Raw genomic sequence first — 20,675 nt, 5'->3', positions numbered from 1 at the left:
TTGCCCTGCTCTCTGGAGTTGTTCATGCGCCGTCTGTTGCTTGCACTGCCCTTCGCCCTGCTGCCCCTGGCCGTGGCGCATGCCCACGATGAGCATGACCACGATCACGACCACACCGCGCTGGGCGCCCATGAACACGGCGTGGCCAAACTCGACGTAGTGCTGGATGGCAAGACCCTCGAGCTTGGCCTGGACAGCCCGGCGATGAACCTGGTGGGCTTTGAACACGCCGCCAGCAGCGATGCCGACAAGGCCAAGGTAGCCAGCGTACGCCAGCAACTGGAGCAGCCGCTGCAGCTGTTGGGTCTGGCCAAGGACGCTGGCTGCAGCATCGACGCGCAGGAGCTGCAAAGCCCGCTGTTCGACGCACCAGCAGCCGCTGCCGGCAAAACCGAGAAACACGCCCACAGCGATATCGAAGCGCACTATCAGTTCACCTGCAGCAACCCGGGCAAACTCGCCAGCATCGACCTCGCGCCGCTGTTCAAGGCTTACCCGGCGATGCAGAAGATCAACGTGCAGTTGATCGGCCCTAATGGCCAAAAAGGCCTTGAAGCAACGCCGACCACCGCGACGGTCGCGTTCTGAATGAGCCAGGCGTTGATCGAACTGCGTGATCTGCTGTTCGCCTGGCCCGGCCAGGCGCCGCTGCTGGATATCCCGCAGTTTCGCCTGGAAGCGGGCGAAGCGCTGTTTCTCAAGGGCCCCAGCGGCAGCGGCAAGACCACCCTGCTCGGCCTGCTCGGCGGTGTGAACCTGCCGGCGCAGGGCAGCGTGCGCCTGCTCGGTCAGACCTTGGCCGAGCTGGGCCAGGGCGCGCGCGATCGCTTCCGTGTCGATCACACCGGCTACATTTTTCAGCAGTTCAACCTGCTGCCGTTTCTGTCGGTGCGGGAAAACGTCGAACTGCCTTGTCGTTTTTCTGCCAGCCGCGCCAAGCGTGCCCGCCAGCGCCATGGCAGCGTCGATCAGGCCGCCACGCAACTGCTCGCACACCTGGGCCTGGCTGACCCGGCAATGCTCGCGCGGCGCGCCGATAGCCTGTCGATCGGCCAGCAGCAACGAGTAGCCGCGGCCCGGGCGCTGATCGGCCAGCCGGAGCTGGTGATCGCCGACGAGCCAACCTCGGCGCTCGATGCTGACACCCGCGAAGCCTTTATCCGGCTGCTGTTCGATGAATGCCGCGCTGCCGGCTCCAGCCTGTTGTTCGTCAGCCACGACCAGAGCCTAGCGCCGCTGTTCGATCGACACCTGTCACTGGCCGAACTCAATCGCGCCGCCGCGCCCCGGGAGGCCTGATGTACCTGCTCCGCCTTGCTCTGGCCAGCCTCGCCAACCGGCGCTTCACGGCCTTTCTTACCGCCTTCGCGATTGCCCTGTCGGTCTGCCTGCTGTTGGCCGTGGAACGGGTCCGCACCGAAGCCCGCGCCAGCTTTGCCAGCACCATCAGTGGCACCGACCTGATCGTCGGCGCCCGCTCGGGCTCGGTCAACCTGCTGCTGTACTCGGTGTTTCGCATCGGCAATGCCACCAACAACATCCACTGGGACAGTTATCAGCACTACGCCGGCGACCCGCGGGTGAAGTGGGCGATCCCGATTTCGCTGGGCGACTCGCATCGCGGCTATCGGGTGATGGGCACCAGTACCGACTACTTCAGCCACTACCAGTACGGCCGTCGCCAGCACCTGGAACTCAGCCAAGGCCGGCCGTTTGCCGATAACCCGTTCGACGTGGTGCTCGGCGCTGAAGTCGCCGAGGCACTGCACTACAAACTCGGCGACAAGCTGGTGCTGGCCCATGGCGTAGCGGCGATCAGCCTGGTCAAGCACGATGACAAGCCGTTCACTGTGGTCGGCGTGCTCAAGCGCACCGGCACCCCGGTTGACCGCACCCTGCACATCAGCCTGGCCGGCATGGAGGCCATTCACGTCGACTGGCACAACGGCGTACCGGCTCGCGGCGCCGGCCGCATCAGTGCCGAGCAAGCGCGCGGCATGGACCTGCAACCGACTGCGATCACCGCCTTTATGCTTGGCCTGAACAACAAGATCGCCACTTTCAGCGTGCAGCGCGAGATCAATCAGTACGTCAACGAGCCGTTGCTGGCGATTCTCCCGGGTGTGGCCCTGCAGGAGCTGTGGAGCCTGATGGGTACCGCCGAGCAAGCCCTGTTCGTGGTGTCGTTGTTTGTCGTGCTGACCGGCTTGATCGGCATGCTCACGGCGATTCTGACCAGCCTCAACGAGCGCCGCCGGGAGATGGCCATTCTGCGCTCCGTGGGTGCTCGGCCCTGGCATATCGCCGGCCTGCTGGTCCTCGAGGCGCTGGCGTTGGCGGTAGCCGGTATCGTCGCCGGGCTTGGCCTGCTGTATGCCGGCATCGCTCTGGCTCAGGGCTACGTGCAGGCCAACTATGGCTTGTACCTGCCACTGGCCTGGCCGAGTAGCCATGAATGGACGCTACTGGCTATCATCCTCGGCGCAGCGTTGCTGATGGGCAGCGTGCCGGCCTGGCGTGCCTATCGGCAGTCATTGGCTGATGGCCTGTCGATTCATTTGTGAGTGATTACCATGCGTCTGCCCCGCCTTCGCGCTCAGTTCCCGCGCTGCCTCATGCTACTGGTGCTGCTCTTCGGCTCGCCGGTGTGGGCGGCTGAGCCGCGTGAGCTGGATTGGCCGGCATTGATCCCCGAAGGCGCGCCAGTGCAAGCCCCGCAGCTGGCGCCGCTGCACGACCTGTCGCAGATCGGCAACGCGCTGGCGGCCGAGTCCGCACCGCCAGCACCACAGCAGTCGGCCAATGCTCCGGTGGTGCAGGCGCTGGACAATCAGCAGGTCAAGCTGCCGGGCTATATCGTGCCGCTGGAAGTCAGTGAAGAAGGCCGTACCACCGAGTTTTTGCTGGTGCCGTATTACGGCGCCTGCATTCACGTGCCGCCACCGCCGTCGAATCAGATCGTGCATATTTTCAGCGAGATGGGCGTACGCGTCGAAGATCTGTACCAGCCGTACTGGATCGAAGGGCGCATGCAGGTCAGAGCCAGCAGCAGCGAGCTGGCCGACGCCGGTTACCAGATGGAAGCCGAAAAAATCTACGCCTACGAGCTGAAATAAGCCGGCAGGACGGCTATGCCGCGCTTCGTTGAGCTGGGTCAAACATTTGGTTTAAGCGCCTCCGTACCATTAGGCCATTGATTACCAATGTCCTTTCGGAGCTTCCATGAACAAGTCCTTGCTCGGCGCCTCGCTCGTCGCCCTGGCCCTCGTTGCGCCTGCTGCCCACGCTCACCAGCCGGGTGATTTCATTGTCCGCGCCGGCGCCATCACTACCGCGCCCAATGAAAGCAGCGGCGACTTGCGCTTCGACGGCAACAAGGTAGCCGGCACCAAGGCAACCCTGACCAGCGACACGCAGCTGGGCCTGACCTTCGCTTACATGCTCAGCGATCACATCGGCGTTGAGCTGCTGGCGGCCACGCCGTTCCAGCACACCGTTGGCGTCAAGGGCCTGGGCGGCGGCCTGGATGGCAAGCTGGCCGACATCAAGCAACTGCCACCGACCCTGTCGCTGCAGTACTTCCCGATGGACCCAGCCTCCAAGTTCCAGCCGTACGTGGGCGTGGGCATCAACTACACCCTGTTCTTCGATGAAGACCTGAGCAGCGCGCGCAAGCAGCAAGGCTTCAGCAACTTGAAGATGCAGGACTCGATCGGCATCGCCGGCCAGGTCGGCATGGACTACATGATCACCGACAACGTGCTGGTCAACGCCTCGGTCTGGTACGTCGACATCGACACCAAAGCCACCGTCGACGGCCCTGCCGCACTGGGCTACAGCAAGACCAAGGTCGACGTTGAAGTCGATCCATGGGTGTACATGGTCGGTATCGGCTACAAGTTCTGATCGTTGCTGCATGACAAAGCCGTTGCCATCAGGCAGCGGCTTTTTGCTGTCAGCGCTGGCCATTGCCTGTTTGCCAGCGCAGATACAGCCAATAAATCAAGGCCAGTGCGCTGAACCCCGCGCCCACTCCGCACACGGCCATCCAGCCCCAGCGCGCATAGACCCAGCTCGCCGCCACTGCCCCCACCCCGCTGCCCAGCGAATAGCAGCACATATAGGCCCCGATCAGGCGGCTGGCCATCTCACTGCGCCCTTTCAGCAGCAATGTCTGGTTGGTGACGTGCACCGCCTGGACGGCAAAATCGAGCATTACTACGCCCAGCACCAGCGCCAGCAATGAGTATTCAAGAAAGGCCGTGGCTACCCACGACAGCAGCAACAGCAGCAAGGCCACGCCGGTGGTTCGCTGCGCGTGACCCTGATCAGCCAGACGCCCGGCACGTGACGCTGCCATCGCACCGGCTATTCCGGCCAGGCCAAACAGGCCGATCTGGGTATGGCTCAGCGCCAGCGCTGGTGCGCTCAGCGGCAGTACCATTGCACTCCACAGCACGCTGAAAGCGGCGAAGGTCAGCAAGGCCAACAGCCCACGCTGGCGCAACAGTCGATCGTGTCGATACAGACCGACAACCGACGCCAGCAATTGCCGATAGCTGGCGCTGCGGGCGCCTGGCTGCGCGCTCGGCAACTTGCGCCAGAGCAGCAAAGCCATCAACAGCGCCAACCCGGCAGCAACAAAATAGACGCTGCGCCAGCCGGCAACGTCGGCGAATGCACCAGCCACCAGCCGCGCCAGCAAGATGCCCAGCACCACCCCGCTGGTGACCTGGCCGACCACGCGCCCTTGCTCCTGCGCTGTCGCCAAGGTCGCGGCATGCGCCACCACTACCTGCACCACGACTGCCAGCAGCCCGACCAGGCTCATCGCCAGCAGCAATACGGCCCAGTCCTGCGCCAGCCCGACCGCCAGCAGTGCCGCGGCCGAGAGCAGCAGTTGACAGACGATCAAGCGCTTGCGCTCGAACAGATCGCCCAATGGCACGACCAGCAACAGGCCAATCGCATAACCGGCCTGAGTCGCGCCGACAACCAGCCCGACCTTGCCCGTTGCCACCCCCAGGCTGGTCGCCATCGACTCGAGCAACGGTTGAGCGAAATACACCGAGGCCACAGCCAGTGCACAGGTCACGGCAAGCAACAGAGTGAGTGAGCGGGAAAGTGGTGCAGGGCTGAACGCGGTCATGGCAGAAACTCGACAACTGGTTTCATATTGAAACCACTTGCTGGCTTTTTAGCAAATGTGGTTTTAATCTGCAACCAGATCAACGAGTGAGGTTGTCGCCATGCTGGACCCGATTAACGACCAATGCCCCGTGGCACGCGCGCTGCTGGTGCTCGGTGATCGCTGGGCGCTGATGATTCTGCGTGATGCGTTCGATGGCCTGCGCCGCTTCAGCGAGTTGCAGAAGAGCCTCGGCCTCGCGAAGAACATTCTCTCCTCGCGCCTCAAGCTGCTGGTAGAAACCGGCCTGCTGACCCTGCAACCCGCCTCGGATGGCAGCGCGTACAAGGAATATGCACTGACCGACAAGGGCCGCGCGGTGTTTCCCATCGTGATTGGCCTGCGCCAGTGGGGCGAGCAATTTCTATTCGAAGCCGGCGAAACCCGCTCGCAACTGCTCGACAGTGCCCACGGCCAACCTTTGCAGACACTGCAGGTGCAAGCCGGGGATGGCCGCGTGGTGGGGCCGGACGATTGCCTGCGGCAGGTGGTGCGGCATGGGGTGAAGCCAGGTCGCGGGTCAAGCTGACCCGCGCGCGATGCTTAGCCCCTGCCCAACAGCTTGGCCAAACCTTCGACCATCGGCGTTGGTTGAGGGAAGTCGAAGCGTGCCAGCAAGCGCGCGTTGTCGGCGCGGGAGTGGCGGATGTCGCCCGAGCGGGCCTCGCCGTAGCTGATTTCCGGCAGGCTGCCAATGACGTCGCGCAGCGCGGCCAGTAGCTGATTCAGCGAGGTGGCCTGGTTCAGGCCGATGTTCACTGCGCCCTCTTCCACCTGCGGTTGCTCGAGGGCCTGGACCATGACCTGGACCAGATCACCAACATAGAGGAAGTCGCGGGTCTGCTCGCCGTCGCCAAATACCTTGATCGGCAAGCCTTGGGTAGCGCGCTCGCTGAAGATGCTGATCACTCCGGAATACGGCGAGGACGGATCCTGGCGCGGGCCGAAGATGTTGAAGAAGCGGAAGATCACCGGCTCCAGGCCATGCTGGCGGCGGTAGAAATCCAGGTACTGCTCGCTGGCGAGTTTGTCCACTGCGTAAGGCGTCAGCGGCGCCTTGGGGGTGTCTTCGGCAATCGACTGGCCTTCGCCGTTGTTGCCGTACACCGCGGCGCTGGACGCAAACAGCACCCGACCCACACCATTCAGGCGCATGGCTTCGCAGACATTCAGCGTGCCGATGAAATTGCTCTGGTGGGTTTTCACCGGGTCATCCACCGAGGCCTGCACCGAGGCCACTGCAGCCAGATGCACAACGGCGCGGCAGCCAGCGGCAGCACGGGCGACCAGAGCGGCGTCGGCGACATCGCCTTCGATCAGCTCCAGACCGGGATGCTGCAACTGCAGGTTGGCGCGCTTGCCGGTGGACAGGTCGTCAAGGACACGCACCGCATAGCCTTTGCCCAGCAAGGCGTCGGACAGGTGCGAGCCGATGAAGCCCGCGCCGCCGGTGATCAGAATAGGGGCGTCAGCCATGTCGGTAGAATCGGTCCAGTAAAGGCGCCAGGCCCGAGCGCCAGGCGCGCGGCTTGATGCCGAAGGTATGAAGGATCTTCTTGCAGGCCAACACCGCGTTCTGCGGCTCTTCGCTGGCGTCCGGCCGCGCGGCGTGAGCCTGGGCGGTGGGTGCCTGCACTGCGAGCTGGCGCCATTGCTGTGCTTCGGCAAGGATCGCCTGGCCCAGCGCCAGCGGCGTGGTCGCCTCGTTGCCAGCGTAGTGATAGGTGCCCCACAGCGGCGCGGCGCAGTCGAGTTGCTTGAGCACCGAGAGGATGACCCGGGCAGCATCGTCCACTGGCGTCGGATTGCCGCGGCGATCGTCCGCCAGGAGCAATTCCTGCGGCTGCTCGGCGCGGGTCAGGAAGCGCCCGAGGGTGCCATCGATGCTCTCGTCCAGCACCCAGCCAAAGCGCAGCAGCACATGCTGCGGGCAAGTTGCGCGCACGCTCTGCTCGACCCGCCACAGCGCCTGGCCGCGGCTGCCCAGGGGCACCGGCTCGTCCTTTTCGCTGTAGGCAGTGGCCCGCGAGCCATCGAACACGCGATAGCTGGAAGGTTGCACGAGGATCATTTCGTGGTGCTGGCACAGCTCGGCCAAGCGCTCGACTGCGCGCTCTTGCTGGGCGAGGCGCTGTTCGCTGACCGCCTCGGCCTGGAACCAGTCGAAGTAATAGGCGAGGTTGATCACCACGTTGGGGCGTTGTTCGTCCAGTAGCAGGGTCAGGCTGGCCGGATCCCAGCCGTTGTCCGGCGGACGCGGCGCCAGGAATCCGATGTCTTCCTCGGCCCCGAGACGAATCAGCGCTTGCCCGAGGGCATTGCCACCACCCAACAGCATCAGGCGCATACGCATAGGGTAAAAAAGTCCGCTCAGATCGTTGGAAGAAAAAAGCATTTTGCGGTTTCCGACAGGGGAAGTCCAACGCCTGCTGGATTGCGACGTTGCTCGGCACTGCGGTAGCGCACTTTGCGAGGCTGTTATCGACCTATACTGAGCGCGCCATCCCCTGCTCAGCGTGAAGGTCTACATGCCCACCGAATCCATCGCTGCACACCGTTCGACCTGGCAGTACGACGAGGCAGCGCCCGGCGCAGAGCGGTTCATCGAACAGTCATTCGACGGCTATCGCCAGCAGGGACGCCTGCTGGTGCCCGATGTTGCACACGCCCCGCCCGCCTTTATCGTCGGTGGCGCACGCTCGGACTTCACCCGTCTCAACCCGCTGCTATATCGCCTGCAGGCGCAGGGCATCGGCTCGCTTAGCGGTAACCTGTCCGGCCACAGCCTGGCCAGCCAACCAGGCGCCGCCGCGCCGTCGCTGCACACCAACCTGCACGAGGCATTGAGCTTTCATCAGCATATCGCCGAACAGTGCCATACCCTGATCGGCCATAGCCTTGGCGCAGCCATTGCGCTGAAGATGGCCGCGCAGTTGCCAAGCATTTCCAAACTGGTGCTGATCTGCCCGGCGGTTTACCCGGACGCGGCGCACCAGGCGCCGTTTGGCCCGGCGTTCACCGCAGCGATTCGCCAGCCGTTCGCCTTTCTGCAATGTGACAGCTATGAATTCTTGCGCACCTTTACCGGCCAGGTATTGCTGGTGATCGGTGAGTATGACGGGCTTAATTCGCGTGCTTATGGCCAAGGCGCGGGGACCTCGGCGGGGACGCGCTGGGTGTCTGGGGTGCAGCGCTACAGCCCGATCCCGGAAGAAGTCACCCATACCCTGCTGCGCTCAGTGCCGGCGCCACATGTCGAGTGCCTGCTGCTGACCGACTGCGACCACGGCATCGCCGCTCACCTACGGGACAATCCGCAGGTCGCCGACCAGGTGGCAGAGGTGACCGCAGCGTTCATTCGCGGTTGAGGCGGCCTACTCGATCTCGAACAGGCCGTTGCTCAGCGGGCCGACGCTGAGGCGCTCGCGCACGTCATCGTCGATGCGCGGATCATCCGGGCGGTACAGCTTGACCTGCCGGTAGGCATTGATGCGGTTGATCTCCTCGCCAAGAAACTCCCAGACCACGCGGGTACAGGCCGGGTTGCGCCGGTCGCCGCTGGAGACTCCGGTCTTGAGCCCGTTCAAGCGGGTAATGCGGCTCTTGAAGCTGGGGATGAGGATGGTCTGGCTCATCTCGTTGAGGGTCAGTGATTCGTAGTCGATCAGGAACATGCGGTCCTGCAGCTGGAACGCCGCGCCGAGGTAGCGGCAGCGCACTTCGGCATGCAGGTCGGTGGCGCTGCTGCGCTCCTGGCGTTCCTGGCGCTCGAACAGAAAGCTGCCGCGCTCCTCTCGCAAGTGCACCAGCGACACCAGAATGGCCCCCGGCACCGACATGCAGTTGGAGTACTCGAAGTAATAGCCGCAGTAGCGCGAGAGGTTGCCCGCATGCGCGTGCAAGGGCTTGAACAGCTCGCTGATCGGGTCGTTCAGCGGCCCATTCTGCTCCGACGGAATGCGCGCGCCGATTAAACGCGCGAACTGCTCGGGCGGCAAATTCAGCTCGTAATCCTCGACACCGAAGAAATCGCCGATGCGCTTGAGGTTGTAGGCCGTCGGACGGCTCTGCCCGCTCAAATACTTGTTGAATTGGGCGCGGTTGATCGACAGCTGCCGGCAAACCTCGGAGATAGAGCGGTAGTGGCTACAGGCCAATTTCAGGTTGCTAGCGAAATGATCGCTCATGTACGAGGTCCAGCTGATGCGAGTGATGCAATCATAGCATCAAGTCGCGCCAACTGAGAGCAACCCGCGAAATTGTAACGACTCTTGTCATAGCCAACCATGCGCCCAACGAAAAGCGGCGCGTCGTTGCCGCCGCTGGTCATTCCACGCGAAGAATAAGAATCGAGGTCATTTGCCATGCTCGAAGTACTCAACGATTTCCTTTCGGGGAAGCTGCTCATCGTCCTTATCGTCGGACTTGGTAGCTACTTCACCATCCGCTCGCGGTTCGTCCAGTTCCGTCACTTCGGCCACATGTTCGGTGTGTTCAAAGAATCCCTGCGTGGCCAGGCTGGCCAGCTGAGCTCGTTCCAGGCACTGATGCTGAGCCTGGCCGGCCGCGTTGGCGCTGGTAACATCGCCGGTGTCGGCATCGCTGTGACCCTCGGCGGCCCAGGCGCTGTGTTCTGGATGTGGGTGACCGCGCTGGTTGGCATGTCCAGCAGCTTCTTCGAATGTACCCTGGCCCAGGTGTACAAGCGCGCCGATGGCGATGGCCTGTACCGTGGCGGCCCGGCGTACTACATCTTGCATGGCTTGAAATTCAAGCGCATGGCGGTGGTGTTCTCGCTGCTGTTGCTGGTGACCTACGGCTTCGCCTTCAACGGCCTGCAGTCGTACACCGTGACCCACTCGCTGCAAAATGCCTTCGGCTTCCCGCCGCAGCAGACCGGTATTGCCCTGGCAGTGCTGCTGGCGATCGTCTTCCTCGGTGGTATCAAGCGTATTGCCTCGGTGTCCGACCTGCTGGTACCGGTCAAGACTCTGGCCTACATCGGCGTCACCCTGTATGTGATCGGCAGCCAGATCGAGCACGTCCCAGCGATGCTGGAAACCATCTTCAAAAGCGCCTTCGGCCTTGACCCTGCGTTCGGCGGCCTGCTCGGCAGCGCGATCGTGATGGGCGTCAAGCGTGGCGTGTTCGCCAACGAAGCGGGCCTGGGCAGTGCGCCCAACGTTGCTGCCGTGGCTGCGGTCAAGCACCCTGGCGCACAAGGCGTGGTGCAGGCGTTCAGCGTGTTCCTCGACACCTTCGTGATCTGCACCTGCACCGCACTGCTGATCCTGCTGTCGGGCTTCTACACCCCAGGCTTCGAAGGTGACGGCATCGTCCTGACCCAGAACTCGCTGGCCGCTGTAGTCGGTGACTGGGGTCGTCTGTTCGTCAGCGTCGCGCTGTCGCTGTTCGTCTTCACCTGCATCCTCTACAACTACTACCTGGGCGAAACCAGCCTGCAGTTCCTGACCCGCAAGCGTTCGGTGCTGATGGGCTACCGCGGCCTGGTCCTGGCGCTTATCGTATGGGGTTCGGCGCAAGACCTGTCGACCGTGTTCGCCTTCGCCGACATCACCATGACCTGTCTGGCCTTCGTCAACCTGATCGCCCTGACACTGCTGTTCAACATCGGCCTGCGGGTAATGCGTGACTACGATGTGCAGCGCAAGGCTGGCATCAAGCAGCCAGTGTTCGATTCGAGCAAGTTCCCTGACCTGGACCTGGACCGCAACGCCTGGCCAGTGCCGGCAGCCGCTGAAACAACCGCTGACAACACCGTCGGTCAGGTTCAGACCCAGCGCTGATATCCTCCCCTGCCAGCCGCCCCGTTCGCGGGCGGCTGCTTCTCTCTCCGCTCATCGTTACGGAATGCGCCATGCGTGCAGTCAAGAATCTTCTCGTCCTCTATACCGGTGGCACCATCGGCATGCTCGAAACACCCCAGGGCCTGGCCCCGGCGGGCGGCTTCGACTTGCGCATGCGCGAGCATCTGGCGCAACTTGACGATGCTCCGCAGATACAGTGGACACTGCGTGAAATGAACCCGCTGCTGGACAGCGCCAACATGCAGCAAGCCAACTGGCTGGCCATGCGTGACGCGATTGTCGAAGCGGTGGAACGCGACGGCCACGACGGCGTGCTGGTGCTGCACGGTACCGATACGCTGGCCTACACCGGCGCAGCCTTGTCGTTCGTGCTTCTCGGCTTGCCGGTGCCGGTGCTGCTGACCGGTTCGATGTTGCCTGCCGGCGCGCCAGACAGCGACGCCTGGGACAACCTGATCGGCGCCCTGCGCCTGCTCGAAAGCGGCACCGAGGACGGCGTGCAGCTGTACTTCCACGAGCAGCTGCTGCACGGCTGCCGCGCCTCCAAGCTGCGCAGCGAGGCATTCGACGCCTTTGCCGCCCTGCCCCGTCATCGCGACAGCGAGCGCGCGCCAGCCATCCCGGCTGTGCTCGACTATCGTCAGGCGCGCCAGCCGGTAAAGCTGGCGGTATTGCCGGTGTTCCCCGGCCTGCAGGCAGAACACCTGCGCGGCCTGCTCGACAGCGGCGTGCAAGGGTTGGTGCTGGAGTGCTACGGCAGCGGCACCGGGCCGTCCGACGACCAGGCCCTGCTGGATGTGCTGCATGACGCCCACCAAGGCGGCGTGGTGATCGTTGCGATCAGCCAGTGCCCGGTCGGCTCGGTGGTATTTGACACCTATGCCGCCGGTAGCCGGCTGCGTGACACTGGCCTGATCAGCGGCGGCGGCATGACCCGCGAAGCGGCGCTGGGCAAGTTGTTTGGCTTGCTTGGGGCGGGGCTGGATGCGCAGGCGACGGAGCATTGGTTTGCGCTGGATCTGTGTGGTGAGCGGGCTTGAAAGCCTGTTGACCTGACCCATACATCGGCAGCTTTGAGTAGTGCCGATGTATTCCAGAGTGCGCCAGCCTCTAAAAACTCAGGACGCTTTGCTTGTAATATGGAAGTGGTCGCCATTTACATGGCGCAATTGCACGGTCACCTTGTCAGCTTCACCCTCCCAGTCCAAATCGTAGTGATCCAGCAAGAATGCGTCCTCGGAGATGCTTGCACTCGCATGCTGCCTACCTCCCATTACCAGGCACAGCCCTCCTAACACCCCTATGACGCCTACATAAGGCCGAATGCTCATCAACAGCGTCTTCTCCCCATACCAAATATGAGCAGACGGTGATGGTGCGAATGCTAACGTCGAGAACACCACCACGACAGCGATCAACCCAATGATCATCAGCAAAACTCCGCAGAACCGCCCCATTATCTTGGCCGCGACCGCCGCCTGATAGGCTTCGGAAAAACCGGGTATCACGTAGTCTTCCTTGTCGCTTCTCAACACGATCAATTGTTTAGCTTGGCTTGATTTACCTGTTTGCATGAGTCGTCCCCTTAAAAAGGAATACTAAGCAATTATGAGCGTGGAAAATCTCACGATCAAAAGATTCAGAAGCTTCCTACACGATTTTATTATTTTTCGCCTCAATCATTACTCAACCATTACCATTGCAACATCTAAAGACTGAAATCCTCGTCGACACTAGAAGAGCTGTTCCGCAGGGGCGGTGACAGCGGGTGACAAAACTGCTGACTTCGGTGACTTTATTCAGCTTGACAGGAAAACCGAACAGATGAAAACATTTGACCGCGCTGCCACTTACCGCCCGCGACGGTTGCACTACTTATTTTAGCGGAAATAGCACTAACACCATCACCCCTTCGCAGCCAACTACTTGGCCAATTGAAACAATCCTTGAAAGCCAACTTATTGTTAGCCATTAGGCTCTCCTTCACCCGACCGGAGAGATTGAACACTCCAATTGAAAGGCATCTCATATAGATTGCAGAAGTGCCATACATCATCGCATGCGCATCAGGACGGAGTATTTGATTTCCCGCTTATAGGACATTGACCATGCAACTATTACATCAGGTGATTGCAAGTAATGCGCGTCAGCAACCCTACAAATCGGCGATTATTCTGGATGGTCAAGCCACTTCATATCAGGCACTGCAAAAACAGGTAGATAAAACAGCGTCGGTCCTGCGAACGCTGGGCATCGCCCCAGGCGACCGTGTAGGCCTATACGCGCCGATCTCAATTGACGTGATCGGCAGCTATCTGGGCCTACTGCAAATCGGAGCGATCACCGCTGCGACGCATCACACCCTCGGTCGCACCAAGCTGATTCATCAACTCAGACATTCTGGCGCCAGGGTGCTCATCACTGACTGTACTGATGACCTGCCTAGCTTGATCGATGATGCTGGCCTTGAGCTCGTTTTGCTCACCGCCCCACTTCGGGGGACGATACCTGGTGTGGTTCAACTCGCCGATGCCATTGCAGCGCACTGCGATGAGTCGAGTACGATGTTCTCACAACAGACTAATGACCCTGAATGCCCCACGTCGATATTCTTCACCTCGGGCTCAACCCTTAACCCGAAAGGTGTGCTCGTCAATCACCGCATCATGCTGGCAGCCTGCAGCAGAGTCACCGCATATCTGCGGAACACCCCTGACGACCGTATCCTTAGTTACTCGACATTGGCCTCAGACTACGGCGTCTACAATGTGTTAATGCCGCTATATGCTGGAGCCACCAGTGTCATCGAGAGTCGGCCTGCTGCCAGCGCAGAAGACGTACTTTCGCTAGTCGAGCGTAAGGCGGTCACCGCAATGCACATATTTCCGCCTGTGCTCTTCCTACTTGCTAATGCAAGTCCGAGATGGCAGGCGCGGGTATCCAGCTTGCGGTATATCTCTAGCAGCGGGCAGGCTCTACATAGCCGCCACATCCAGCGGATTCGCCAAGCGCTGCCTCAGGTGCAAATATTTTCCAATTACGGGCTCACTGAGTGTAAGCGCGTGAGTTATCTGTCTCCCGATGAAATTGACCTTCGCCCAACTTCCGTTGGCAAGCCTCTGCCCGGTGTCAGCATCTACCTGGTGGACGAGCAGGACCGTGTTATCGATCATGCCGGCCAGGTTGGTGAGCTGCTGGTGACAAGCGACTACCTGATGCTTGAGTACTGGAACATGCCTGAAGCGAATGCCAAAGCCTTTGTCCACAATGCCTTCGGTCACTCACGCCTGTTCCGAACTGGTGACCTGTTCAAGAAGGACACCGAGGGCAACCTCTACTACATCGCTCGGAAGGACGATGTATTTGCGCGCAATATTTGGAGTGTAAATCCAAGAGAGGTTGAGCAATGCCTGGCCTCGCACCCTGCAGTCACAGCAGTGTTGGTGGTACCAATCACTGACGAATCGGCCGGGCATGTGCCAAAGGCATATATCGTGCTTGATATTGATCATCAGCAAACGAACGGGCAGGAGCTAATCGATTACTGCAAGGAGCACCTGGACTGGCACATGGTCCCGACCCAGTGCGTATTTCTCGAGGCTCTCCCAAAAACAGATTCTGGCAAGTTTAACGCCAGAGGACTGATCTGACAGTAGGGGCCATGCCATGAAAACGACACTCCAGCCAATAGATGCCAACACTCTCGACCGTGACCTGCAACACAGCGCGATGATCAAGCTCGAAGGGCACTTCCACAGTCTAGCCACAGGTGCGAGTCAAGTGCCTCTCCAGTCCCTGGACAGTCACCTGCGCTCCGAGATCCAAGACGCTCAGGTCCTTGACTACCATGACCGCTTAATCGCTGGTGCGGGACCATTATTCTCTCATTTCCTAGCGAGCGTGCCATACATCCTCGAGGAACTCGCCAGAGTTGGCGTGGCTCTGACCCGCTTGGCTCACGCTAATAGGAATGACACCTGCCAGACCTTTAGTCTGTTTGAAGTGGACGCCTTTGATGGGAGCAATGGCCGTGCTCTTACCGGCCATTCGCACGGACTGATCCGCAGTTTGACGTGCTCTCCAAACCAGGCCAATCAATTCGCCTTTGACCAGTATGCGGACCCAGCGCTTTCGCTGTTCCTCCCACAGTCAGTGTTCAAGCTTACACCCGCTCTTCTGCAGTCCCCCGAACTTGAACAATTCAGAGAGGGGTTCGACTTCATTTACGAGATGGCCGCATTCCAGTTCTACACCCGCGACCGAGCCCGGCAGATCTCCCATATCAAGCAGTTTTTGAAGCCGGGCGGGCTGGTGTTTTTCCTAGAAAAGCTTAATCACCCCGATCCAAGTGAATACCTGCGGAGGGAACGGATCAAAGATGAGGAATTCAAGACTCGATACTTTAGCGAAGAGGAGATCCACTGGAAACGTCAACAGATGCTCGAGCACATGCAGAACGGGCAGGTCACATTAGACGAGCTGGTAGGCGCACTTTCCTCTCGTTTTAAAACCGTGCAGCTTCTCTGGAGCAGCAGTAATTTCTGCGAACTTGTTGCTTCGGACGATCCAGAGCAGATCAAGCAGTTTGTGGATCTACTGGGCCCTGTAGTTCAGCCCTCGGAGTTTTGCTTTGAAGCTACACGTATTGGCTCCATGGCTCCGTCATCAAGCGGTGGCAAGGAGCCAAGCGATGCTTGATCCTGCCGAGCACGATTTGCAGCTCAACCAACTATCTTCGCTAGGTCATCGAGCAGCCCACTATCTGCCTATGTGGCGCGATCGGGCCGCCGTAGCGGAAAAAAAACGCCGACTGAGTCGCGACACGTTCAACGATTTATTCACCGAAGGCTGGCTAGATCTACTATCGCCACGCGCGCCGTTCACATCTACCGGTAACTGGCCGATTTTGGTAGAAAACGCGCGTACTGCTGCTCGGGCGTGTCCGTCCACAGGCTGGATGCTGGCGTTAGTGGGAGGTCATAGCTCCATTGCACGACGGCTCTCCTCTGCCTGCATAAATCAGCTGTACCACGATGGTCCACGGCAGCTGTTCGCTTCGGCCTCGACCAGTGTCGATAGTCTGCTGTCTTTTGAACCCGAAGGTGTGCGGGTTGACGGCCGATGGCGCTTCAGTTCAGGCATCGAGGATGCTACCTGGTTAATGCTCAACGCCCCTTGTCCTACGCACCCGGGCAATGCCGACACCCCGCGTTTTCTAGTACTGATCGCTGTCAGCGAAGTTGAAACAATTACGAGTTGGGATAGTTGCGGTATGGCGGCAACGGGATCTCACGATGTGCTCCCTCGCGGGTTGCTGGTGCCTCATGATCGCGTCTTCGCGCTGCATGAGATGCTCGCCCAGAATCCAAATGCGCTTGCCTGCGACTACATCGATAGAGTGCCCCTAACTCCCTACCTCACAACCTCAATCATTGGCCCGATACTGGGTTGTGCCGAGGGCGCCCTTGCCGAGTTCGTAAGTGCTTTCGGCGGCTCGTTACCGGCAAATGATTCTCGGGTAGCCGAACAGGCCGCCCACTCAGCGGCGCAGCTACATAGCGCGCAGCTTTTGTACGATTCGTTAATCACTCGGCTGCACGAGGCGGGTGCCAATGACCGGGCCCTAGACACGCAACAACTATCACAGCTCAAGCGCGATCGCGCCTATTTGGCAAGCCAGTGCGTGCAGGCTGTACATCGTCTAGTGGAAAAGCTCGGTGCGTCGTTCTTGGTGGCAAGCAACCCGCTTCAGCGCCACTGGCGTGATATCCAAGCGATGGCCGCGCACCGAGACGTGGCCTGGAGCGAAGCGATGCAAGTAAGCGGCGAAGCCCTTCTCCAGCCCTCCACTAACGATGCCCCCTAAGAACTGTTTTTTCAAATCAGCTATCTCAAAAAGGTTTCACATGTTCGTTCGAAACAAATCCGATGTAGAGAAAACCCCTTACTACGTTGAATGGGGGGCCGGGACCAGTCACCGTCTACTCACTGAACGCGACGCCATGGGCTTTACTTTGTGCCACACCGTTGTCCGCGCGGGCACAGAGTCACTCTTGCATTATCGAAATCACCTAGAGGCATGCTACTGCATCGCGGGAGAAGGTGAAGTCGAAGACATGCATGGCAACGTATTTCCGATCCGACCTGGTGACATCTATGTGCTCGACCAACATGATCGGCATTTTCTGCGCGGAGGCAAGGAACAGGACCTGATTCTAGTCAGTGTCTTCAACCCTCCTCTGCGTGGTGATGAGCGACATAATCTCAATGACAGCTTGGGATCCGCTTACTGATGTTTTTTCTGACCGCTATACCACGTCGCCTCCTCAAGGGAGTCACTTGTGCGTAAAGAGTACCTCGCGTTTTTTTTCTCTCTTTTTCTATCGAGGCTGGCGGATCAAATCCTGTTGTTTATCGTGCCGCTGGTGGTGTTCCAGACCACCAACAGCGCCTCTTGGGCAGGATTAGCGTTTTTCGTCGAATCGCTGCCACGATTCCTCGCTTTCCCGTTGTGCGGCGCCCTGTGTGACAAATACTTGCCGATTAAGATCCTACGTATCAGCCAGGCCTGTCGGGCATTGCTCTGTGTACTAGCTATGGCGCTATACGGAGTCTTTGGAGGCATCGGCTGGGTCGTAGTGCTTTCTGCACTGTGCGGCGTGCTAACCACGCAAGGCATCATGGCACGCGAAGTGCTGATGCCGAATATCTTCCAGCATTACAGCTACACCAAGACTTTGTCCTACTCCCAGATCGCCGATCAAACAGGACTGGTACTCGGGCCTCTGGCAGCGGCGCTGATGCTCGAAGTATGGCCTTGGCATTGGGTAGTAATTTGGATAGCCGGATTATTCCTATTGGCTGACCTGAGCACGCTGGCTTGGCAGCGTCTTAGCCGCAGTAGCCCAAAGGTGTTCGAGCAGGATCAAGATATCTTGCTGCAGCCTTTAAAGATCGCTTTTGGCCATATCTGTAGCCTGCCGGAATTGCAAAAGATCATCACACTGGCGATAGGAGTAAACCTGATTGTCGGCGTGACATTGGCTACCTCGGCAGCCATGGTCATTGGCCAGTACAGTGCTGGCAAGGATAACTATGCTGCATTGCAAGCGGCCGGGGCGGTGACAACAATCGCGATTCTGTTCCTTCTTGCTCGTACAGCATTGCCTCTAAGAATCTTAGGAGGTGTCGGATATTCAATGATCGCAACTGGGGCGTTCATTAGCGCCCTTAGCCCAAACCTGCTCTGCTATGTGCTGGGTTTTTTGTTGATCGTCGGCTTCGACAAAATGTTCAACGTCTACATGCGCAGCATCCGGCAGCGGGTGATACCGCCTAAAGACTTCGGGAAGACGGTAGGCATGATCACGCTGCTGAATAACATTTCCCAGCCTCTAGCAGGTTTAGTTGTGGCTTTGTTCGCTTCGTCCCTTGGCGTACAGAAGGTGGTCCTGATTCTGGCCGTGGTAACTTCTCTTCTTGGGGCATTTGCTATGTGGAGGTTCGCAAAGGCGGCCCGCCCTTTACCGCCCCCCCATTCTTAATGGCTGACCAAGAAAGCGGAACATAAAAACGTGCCTTAGCGTTTAATTGTTTGGCATAAAAAACCCCGAAGCCGCTAAGCCCGGGGTTTCTAAGAAAATCTACACTAAGTGCTGAACCGAATTAAAACGGAATATCGTCATCAAAGCTGTCGAAGTCAGCAGCCGGCTGTGGCGCAGGCTGTTGCGGCGCCGGGCGCTGCTGGGACTGCTGCGGGCGTGGTGCCTGCTGACGCGGTGCCTGCTGCTGTGGCTGCTGCTGATTGTACTGCTGTGGCTGACCACCGCCCTGGTTGTAGTTGTTACCACCACCCTGGTTGTACTGATCACCGCCGCCTTGTTGGTTCTGCGGACGGCCGCCGAGCAGCTGCATGGTGCCTTGCATGTCGACGATGATTTCAGTGGTGTAGCGCTTGATGCCGTCTTTTTCCCACTCGCGGGTCTGCAGCTTGCCCTCGATGTAAACCTGGGAACCCTTGCGCAGGTATTCACCGGCGATTTCGGCAACCTTGCCGAACATCGACACACGGTGCCACTCGGTACGCTCGACCTTCTGACCGGACTGCTTGTCGGTCCACTGCTCGCTGGTGGCCAGGCTCAGGTTGGTCACGGCGTTACCGTTGGGCAGGTAGCGGACTTCGGGATCCTGACCACAGGTACCGACCAGAATGACTTTGTTAACCCCACGGGCCATAACGTTCTCCTAGGCTTCGCACGCCGATGAGGCTGGATTTACCAGACGCTCGAGGGTCGCACGGTCCAAAATTTTCGTATCCAGTTTGATATAGATGGCGGCTTCTTCTGCCACCACCACGGCGTCGGTCACACCCGGCACGGCCATCAGGCGTTCGGTCAACCCGGATTCCCGGACCGCCTCAGGCGTCAGTGGCATGCGCAGGCTGGTCACATAGGGCGGCTCGTTCATGCTCAAGGCGACGACCAACCACACAGCACACAGCAGCGCACAACCGACGAACACCATGCCCAGACCACCATGCTGGAACAACCAGCCACCGATGATTCCTCCCAGCGCGGCACCGAGGAACTGGCTGGTGGAATAAACCCCCATGGCCGTTCCCTTGCCGCCGGCGGGCGACACCTTGCTGACCAGCGAAGGCAAGGATGCCTCCAGCAGGTTGAAGGCAGTAAAGAATATCACGGTGCCGATCACCAGTCCGTGCAAGTTGTCAGCCCACTGCCAGAAGAACACCTCGACCAGCAGCAGAACGCTCACCGCGCCGAGCAACACACGCTTCATCTTGCGCTTTTTTTCGCCGTAGATAATGAACGGCACCATTGCAAAAAATGAGACGAACAACGCGGTCAGGTATACCCACCAGTGTTCTTCCTTGGGCAGGCCGCCGCGCTCGACAAAGGCCAAGGGCAGCGCAATGAAGCTGGCCATGAGGATCGCATGCAGGACGAAAATACCCACGTCCAGGCGCAGAAGGTCCGGATGGCGCAGGGTTGGGCCGATGGCCTTGCGCGCCACCCCCGACTCGCGGTGCTGCAGAGTGCTGTGCGCACGCGGCACGAGGAAGGCCACCAGCAGGATGCCGACCAGGGCAAGTCCTGCAGTCGCGAGGAACAATCCCGACAAACCAAAGGCCCGCGTCAACAATGGCCCCACAACCATTGCCACGGCAAACGACAAACCGATGCTCATGCCGATCATGGCCATGGCCTTGGTCCGGTGCTGTTCTCGGGTCAGGTCGGAGAGCAGCGCCATGACCGCTGCCGAGATCGCCCCGGCGCCCTGCAGAATGCGCCCGGCGATAACACCCCAGATCGAGTCGGCCTGGGCTGCCAGCACACTGCCGAGGGCGAAAATGATCAGCCCAAGGTAGATCACCGGGCGCCGGCCGATGCGGTCGGAGATCATCCCGAACGGGATCTGCAGCACCGCCTGAGTCAGGCCGTAGGCACCGATGGCAAGGCCGATCAGCGCAGGCGTGGCGCCGGCCAGGTCCATGCCGTAGGTGGCAAGTACCGGCAGCACCATGAACATGCCCAGCATACGAAAGGCAAAGACCAGGGCCAGGCCACCGGCGGCGCGAGTCTCGCTACCACTCATGCGCTCGTTGTGGGTGTCGTGCATGGATAAACCTCGTGTGAACC

At 60.1% G+C, this 20,675-nt stretch carries 21 protein-coding genes; 14 read left to right on the top strand and 7 right to left on the bottom strand.

The features are described from left to right. The first annotated feature begins 24 nt into the window (after window positions 1-24). The 5 genes from FW789_RS20725 to FW789_RS20705 all read left to right on the top strand — a co-directional run bounded on the left by FW789_RS20725 (window position 25) and on the right by FW789_RS20705 (window position 3,906). The gene (locus FW789_RS20725) at window positions 25-588 is read left to right on the top strand and encodes a DUF2796 domain-containing protein (RefSeq protein WP_186701613.1); all 564 of its coding nucleotides are present in this window, start codon (window positions 25-27) and stop codon (window positions 586-588) included. After that, on the top strand, window positions 589-1,299 hold the full coding sequence (locus FW789_RS20720) for an ATP-binding cassette domain-containing protein (RefSeq protein ID WP_186701612.1): 711 nt from the start codon (window positions 589-591) through the stop codon (window positions 1,297-1,299). It begins immediately after the preceding gene. Next, a complete protein-coding gene (locus tag FW789_RS20715) occupies window positions 1,299-2,564 on the top strand; it encodes an ABC transporter permease (protein WP_186701611.1) in 1,266 nt (421 codons plus the stop codon). The genes FW789_RS20720 and FW789_RS20715 overlap by 1 nt, the downstream gene beginning before the upstream one ends. 9 nt (window positions 2,565-2,573) lie before the next feature. Then, window positions 2,574-3,116 (top strand): DUF3299 domain-containing protein, encoded by a 543-nt coding sequence (locus FW789_RS20710; protein ID WP_446431961.1) that lies wholly within the window; start codon window positions 2,574-2,576, stop codon window positions 3,114-3,116. 106 nt (window positions 3,117-3,222) lie between these two features. Then, the gene (locus FW789_RS20705; RefSeq protein ID WP_101322316.1) at window positions 3,223-3,906 is read left to right on the top strand and encodes an OmpW family outer membrane protein; all 684 of its coding nucleotides are present in this window, start codon (window positions 3,223-3,225) and stop codon (window positions 3,904-3,906) included. A 49-nt stretch (window positions 3,907-3,955) separates the two neighbouring features. On the opposite strand, the gene FW789_RS20700 is transcribed toward FW789_RS20705, so the two are convergent. Continuing rightward, window positions 3,956-5,149: an MFS transporter gene (locus FW789_RS20700; protein WP_186701609.1), complete on the bottom strand. Its 1,194-nt coding sequence runs from the start codon at window positions 5,147-5,149 to the stop codon at window positions 3,956-3,958. A gap of 100 nt (window positions 5,150-5,249) precedes the next feature. Here FW789_RS20700 and FW789_RS20695 point away from each other — a divergent pair, with 100 nt between their 5' ends. Continuing rightward, the gene (locus FW789_RS20695) at window positions 5,250-5,717 is read left to right on the top strand and encodes a winged helix-turn-helix transcriptional regulator (protein WP_103435148.1); all 468 of its coding nucleotides are present in this window, start codon (window positions 5,250-5,252) and stop codon (window positions 5,715-5,717) included. 14 nt (window positions 5,718-5,731) lie between these two features. On the opposite strand, the gene FW789_RS20690 is transcribed toward FW789_RS20695, so the two are convergent. Together FW789_RS20690 and FW789_RS20685 are read right to left on the bottom strand one after the other, a co-directional pair. Further along, window positions 5,732-6,664 (bottom strand): NAD-dependent epimerase/dehydratase family protein, encoded by a 933-nt coding sequence (locus FW789_RS20690; protein ID WP_186701608.1) that lies wholly within the window; start codon window positions 6,662-6,664, stop codon window positions 5,732-5,734. Further along, a complete protein-coding gene (locus FW789_RS20685; RefSeq protein WP_186701607.1) occupies window positions 6,657-7,541 on the bottom strand; it encodes a sugar nucleotide-binding protein in 885 nt (294 codons plus the stop codon). The genes FW789_RS20690 and FW789_RS20685 overlap by 8 nt, the downstream gene beginning before the upstream one ends. 175 nt (window positions 7,542-7,716) lie before the next feature. Here FW789_RS20685 and FW789_RS20680 point away from each other — a divergent pair, with 175 nt between their 5' ends. Further along, on the top strand, window positions 7,717-8,556 hold the full coding sequence (locus tag FW789_RS20680) for an alpha/beta hydrolase (RefSeq protein ID WP_186701606.1): 840 nt from the start codon (window positions 7,717-7,719) through the stop codon (window positions 8,554-8,556). A 6-nt stretch (window positions 8,557-8,562) separates the two neighbouring features. Here the strand turns inward: FW789_RS20680 and FW789_RS20675 are convergent, their stop codons facing one another. After that, on the bottom strand, window positions 8,563-9,375 hold the full coding sequence (locus FW789_RS20675; RefSeq protein ID WP_103435151.1) for a helix-turn-helix domain-containing protein: 813 nt from the start codon (window positions 9,373-9,375) through the stop codon (window positions 8,563-8,565). Between the two features lie 177 nt (window positions 9,376-9,552). Between FW789_RS20675 and FW789_RS20670 the strand changes: the two genes are divergently transcribed. Together FW789_RS20670 and FW789_RS20665 are read left to right on the top strand one after the other, a co-directional pair. Next, entirely contained in the window at window positions 9,553-10,995 is a 1,443-nt protein-coding gene (locus tag FW789_RS20670) for an alanine/glycine:cation symporter family protein (protein WP_181089829.1), read from the top strand. A 71-nt stretch (window positions 10,996-11,066) separates the two neighbouring features. Continuing rightward, window positions 11,067-12,056 (top strand): asparaginase, encoded by a 990-nt coding sequence (locus tag FW789_RS20665; protein WP_186701605.1) that lies wholly within the window; start codon window positions 11,067-11,069, stop codon window positions 12,054-12,056. Window positions 12,057-12,134: 78 nt separating this feature from the next. On the opposite strand, the gene FW789_RS20660 is transcribed toward FW789_RS20665, so the two are convergent. Then, window positions 12,135-12,590, bottom strand: a complete 456-nt coding sequence (locus FW789_RS20660) for a hypothetical protein (RefSeq protein WP_186701604.1) — start codon at window positions 12,588-12,590, stop codon at window positions 12,135-12,137. A 534-nt stretch (window positions 12,591-13,124) separates the two neighbouring features. Between FW789_RS20660 and FW789_RS20655 the strand changes: the two genes are divergently transcribed. From FW789_RS20655 to FW789_RS20635, 5 genes are read left to right on the top strand one after another with little or no spacing between them, the layout of a single operon-like run. Beyond that, window positions 13,125-14,666: a class I adenylate-forming enzyme family protein gene (locus FW789_RS20655; RefSeq protein WP_446431960.1), complete on the top strand. Its 1,542-nt coding sequence runs from the start codon at window positions 13,125-13,127 to the stop codon at window positions 14,664-14,666. Between the two features lie 16 nt (window positions 14,667-14,682). Beyond that, window positions 14,683-15,714, top strand: a complete 1,032-nt coding sequence (locus FW789_RS20650) for a class I SAM-dependent methyltransferase (protein WP_186701602.1) — start codon at window positions 14,683-14,685, stop codon at window positions 15,712-15,714. Further along, on the top strand, window positions 15,707-16,882 hold the full coding sequence (locus tag FW789_RS20645) for a hypothetical protein (protein ID WP_186701601.1): 1,176 nt from the start codon (window positions 15,707-15,709) through the stop codon (window positions 16,880-16,882). The genes FW789_RS20650 and FW789_RS20645 overlap by 8 nt, the downstream gene beginning before the upstream one ends. 40 nt (window positions 16,883-16,922) lie before the next feature. After that, a complete protein-coding gene (locus FW789_RS20640) occupies window positions 16,923-17,309 on the top strand; it encodes an ectoine synthase (RefSeq protein ID WP_186701600.1) in 387 nt (128 codons plus the stop codon). A gap of 48 nt (window positions 17,310-17,357) precedes the next feature. Next, the gene (locus tag FW789_RS20635; protein ID WP_186701599.1) at window positions 17,358-18,560 is read left to right on the top strand and encodes an MFS transporter; all 1,203 of its coding nucleotides are present in this window, start codon (window positions 17,358-17,360) and stop codon (window positions 18,558-18,560) included. 121 nt (window positions 18,561-18,681) lie between these two features. On the opposite strand, the gene FW789_RS20630 is transcribed toward FW789_RS20635, so the two are convergent. Then, the gene (locus FW789_RS20630) at window positions 18,682-19,251 is read right to left on the bottom strand and encodes a single-stranded DNA-binding protein (RefSeq protein WP_103435158.1); all 570 of its coding nucleotides are present in this window, start codon (window positions 19,249-19,251) and stop codon (window positions 18,682-18,684) included. A gap of 9 nt (window positions 19,252-19,260) precedes the next feature. Next, window positions 19,261-20,655 carry an MFS transporter gene (locus tag FW789_RS20625; protein WP_446431959.1) on the bottom strand — a complete coding sequence of 465 codons (1,395 nt, stop codon included), beginning with the start codon at window positions 20,653-20,655 and terminating at the stop codon, window positions 19,261-19,263. Between the last annotated feature and the right edge of the window lie 20 nt (window positions 20,656-20,675).

Source organism: Pseudomonas sp. 1121_17 (assembly GCF_052850745.1).
The sequence above is the reverse complement of the archived record's forward strand: the minus strand, read 5'-3'. Positions and strand labels throughout refer to the sequence as shown.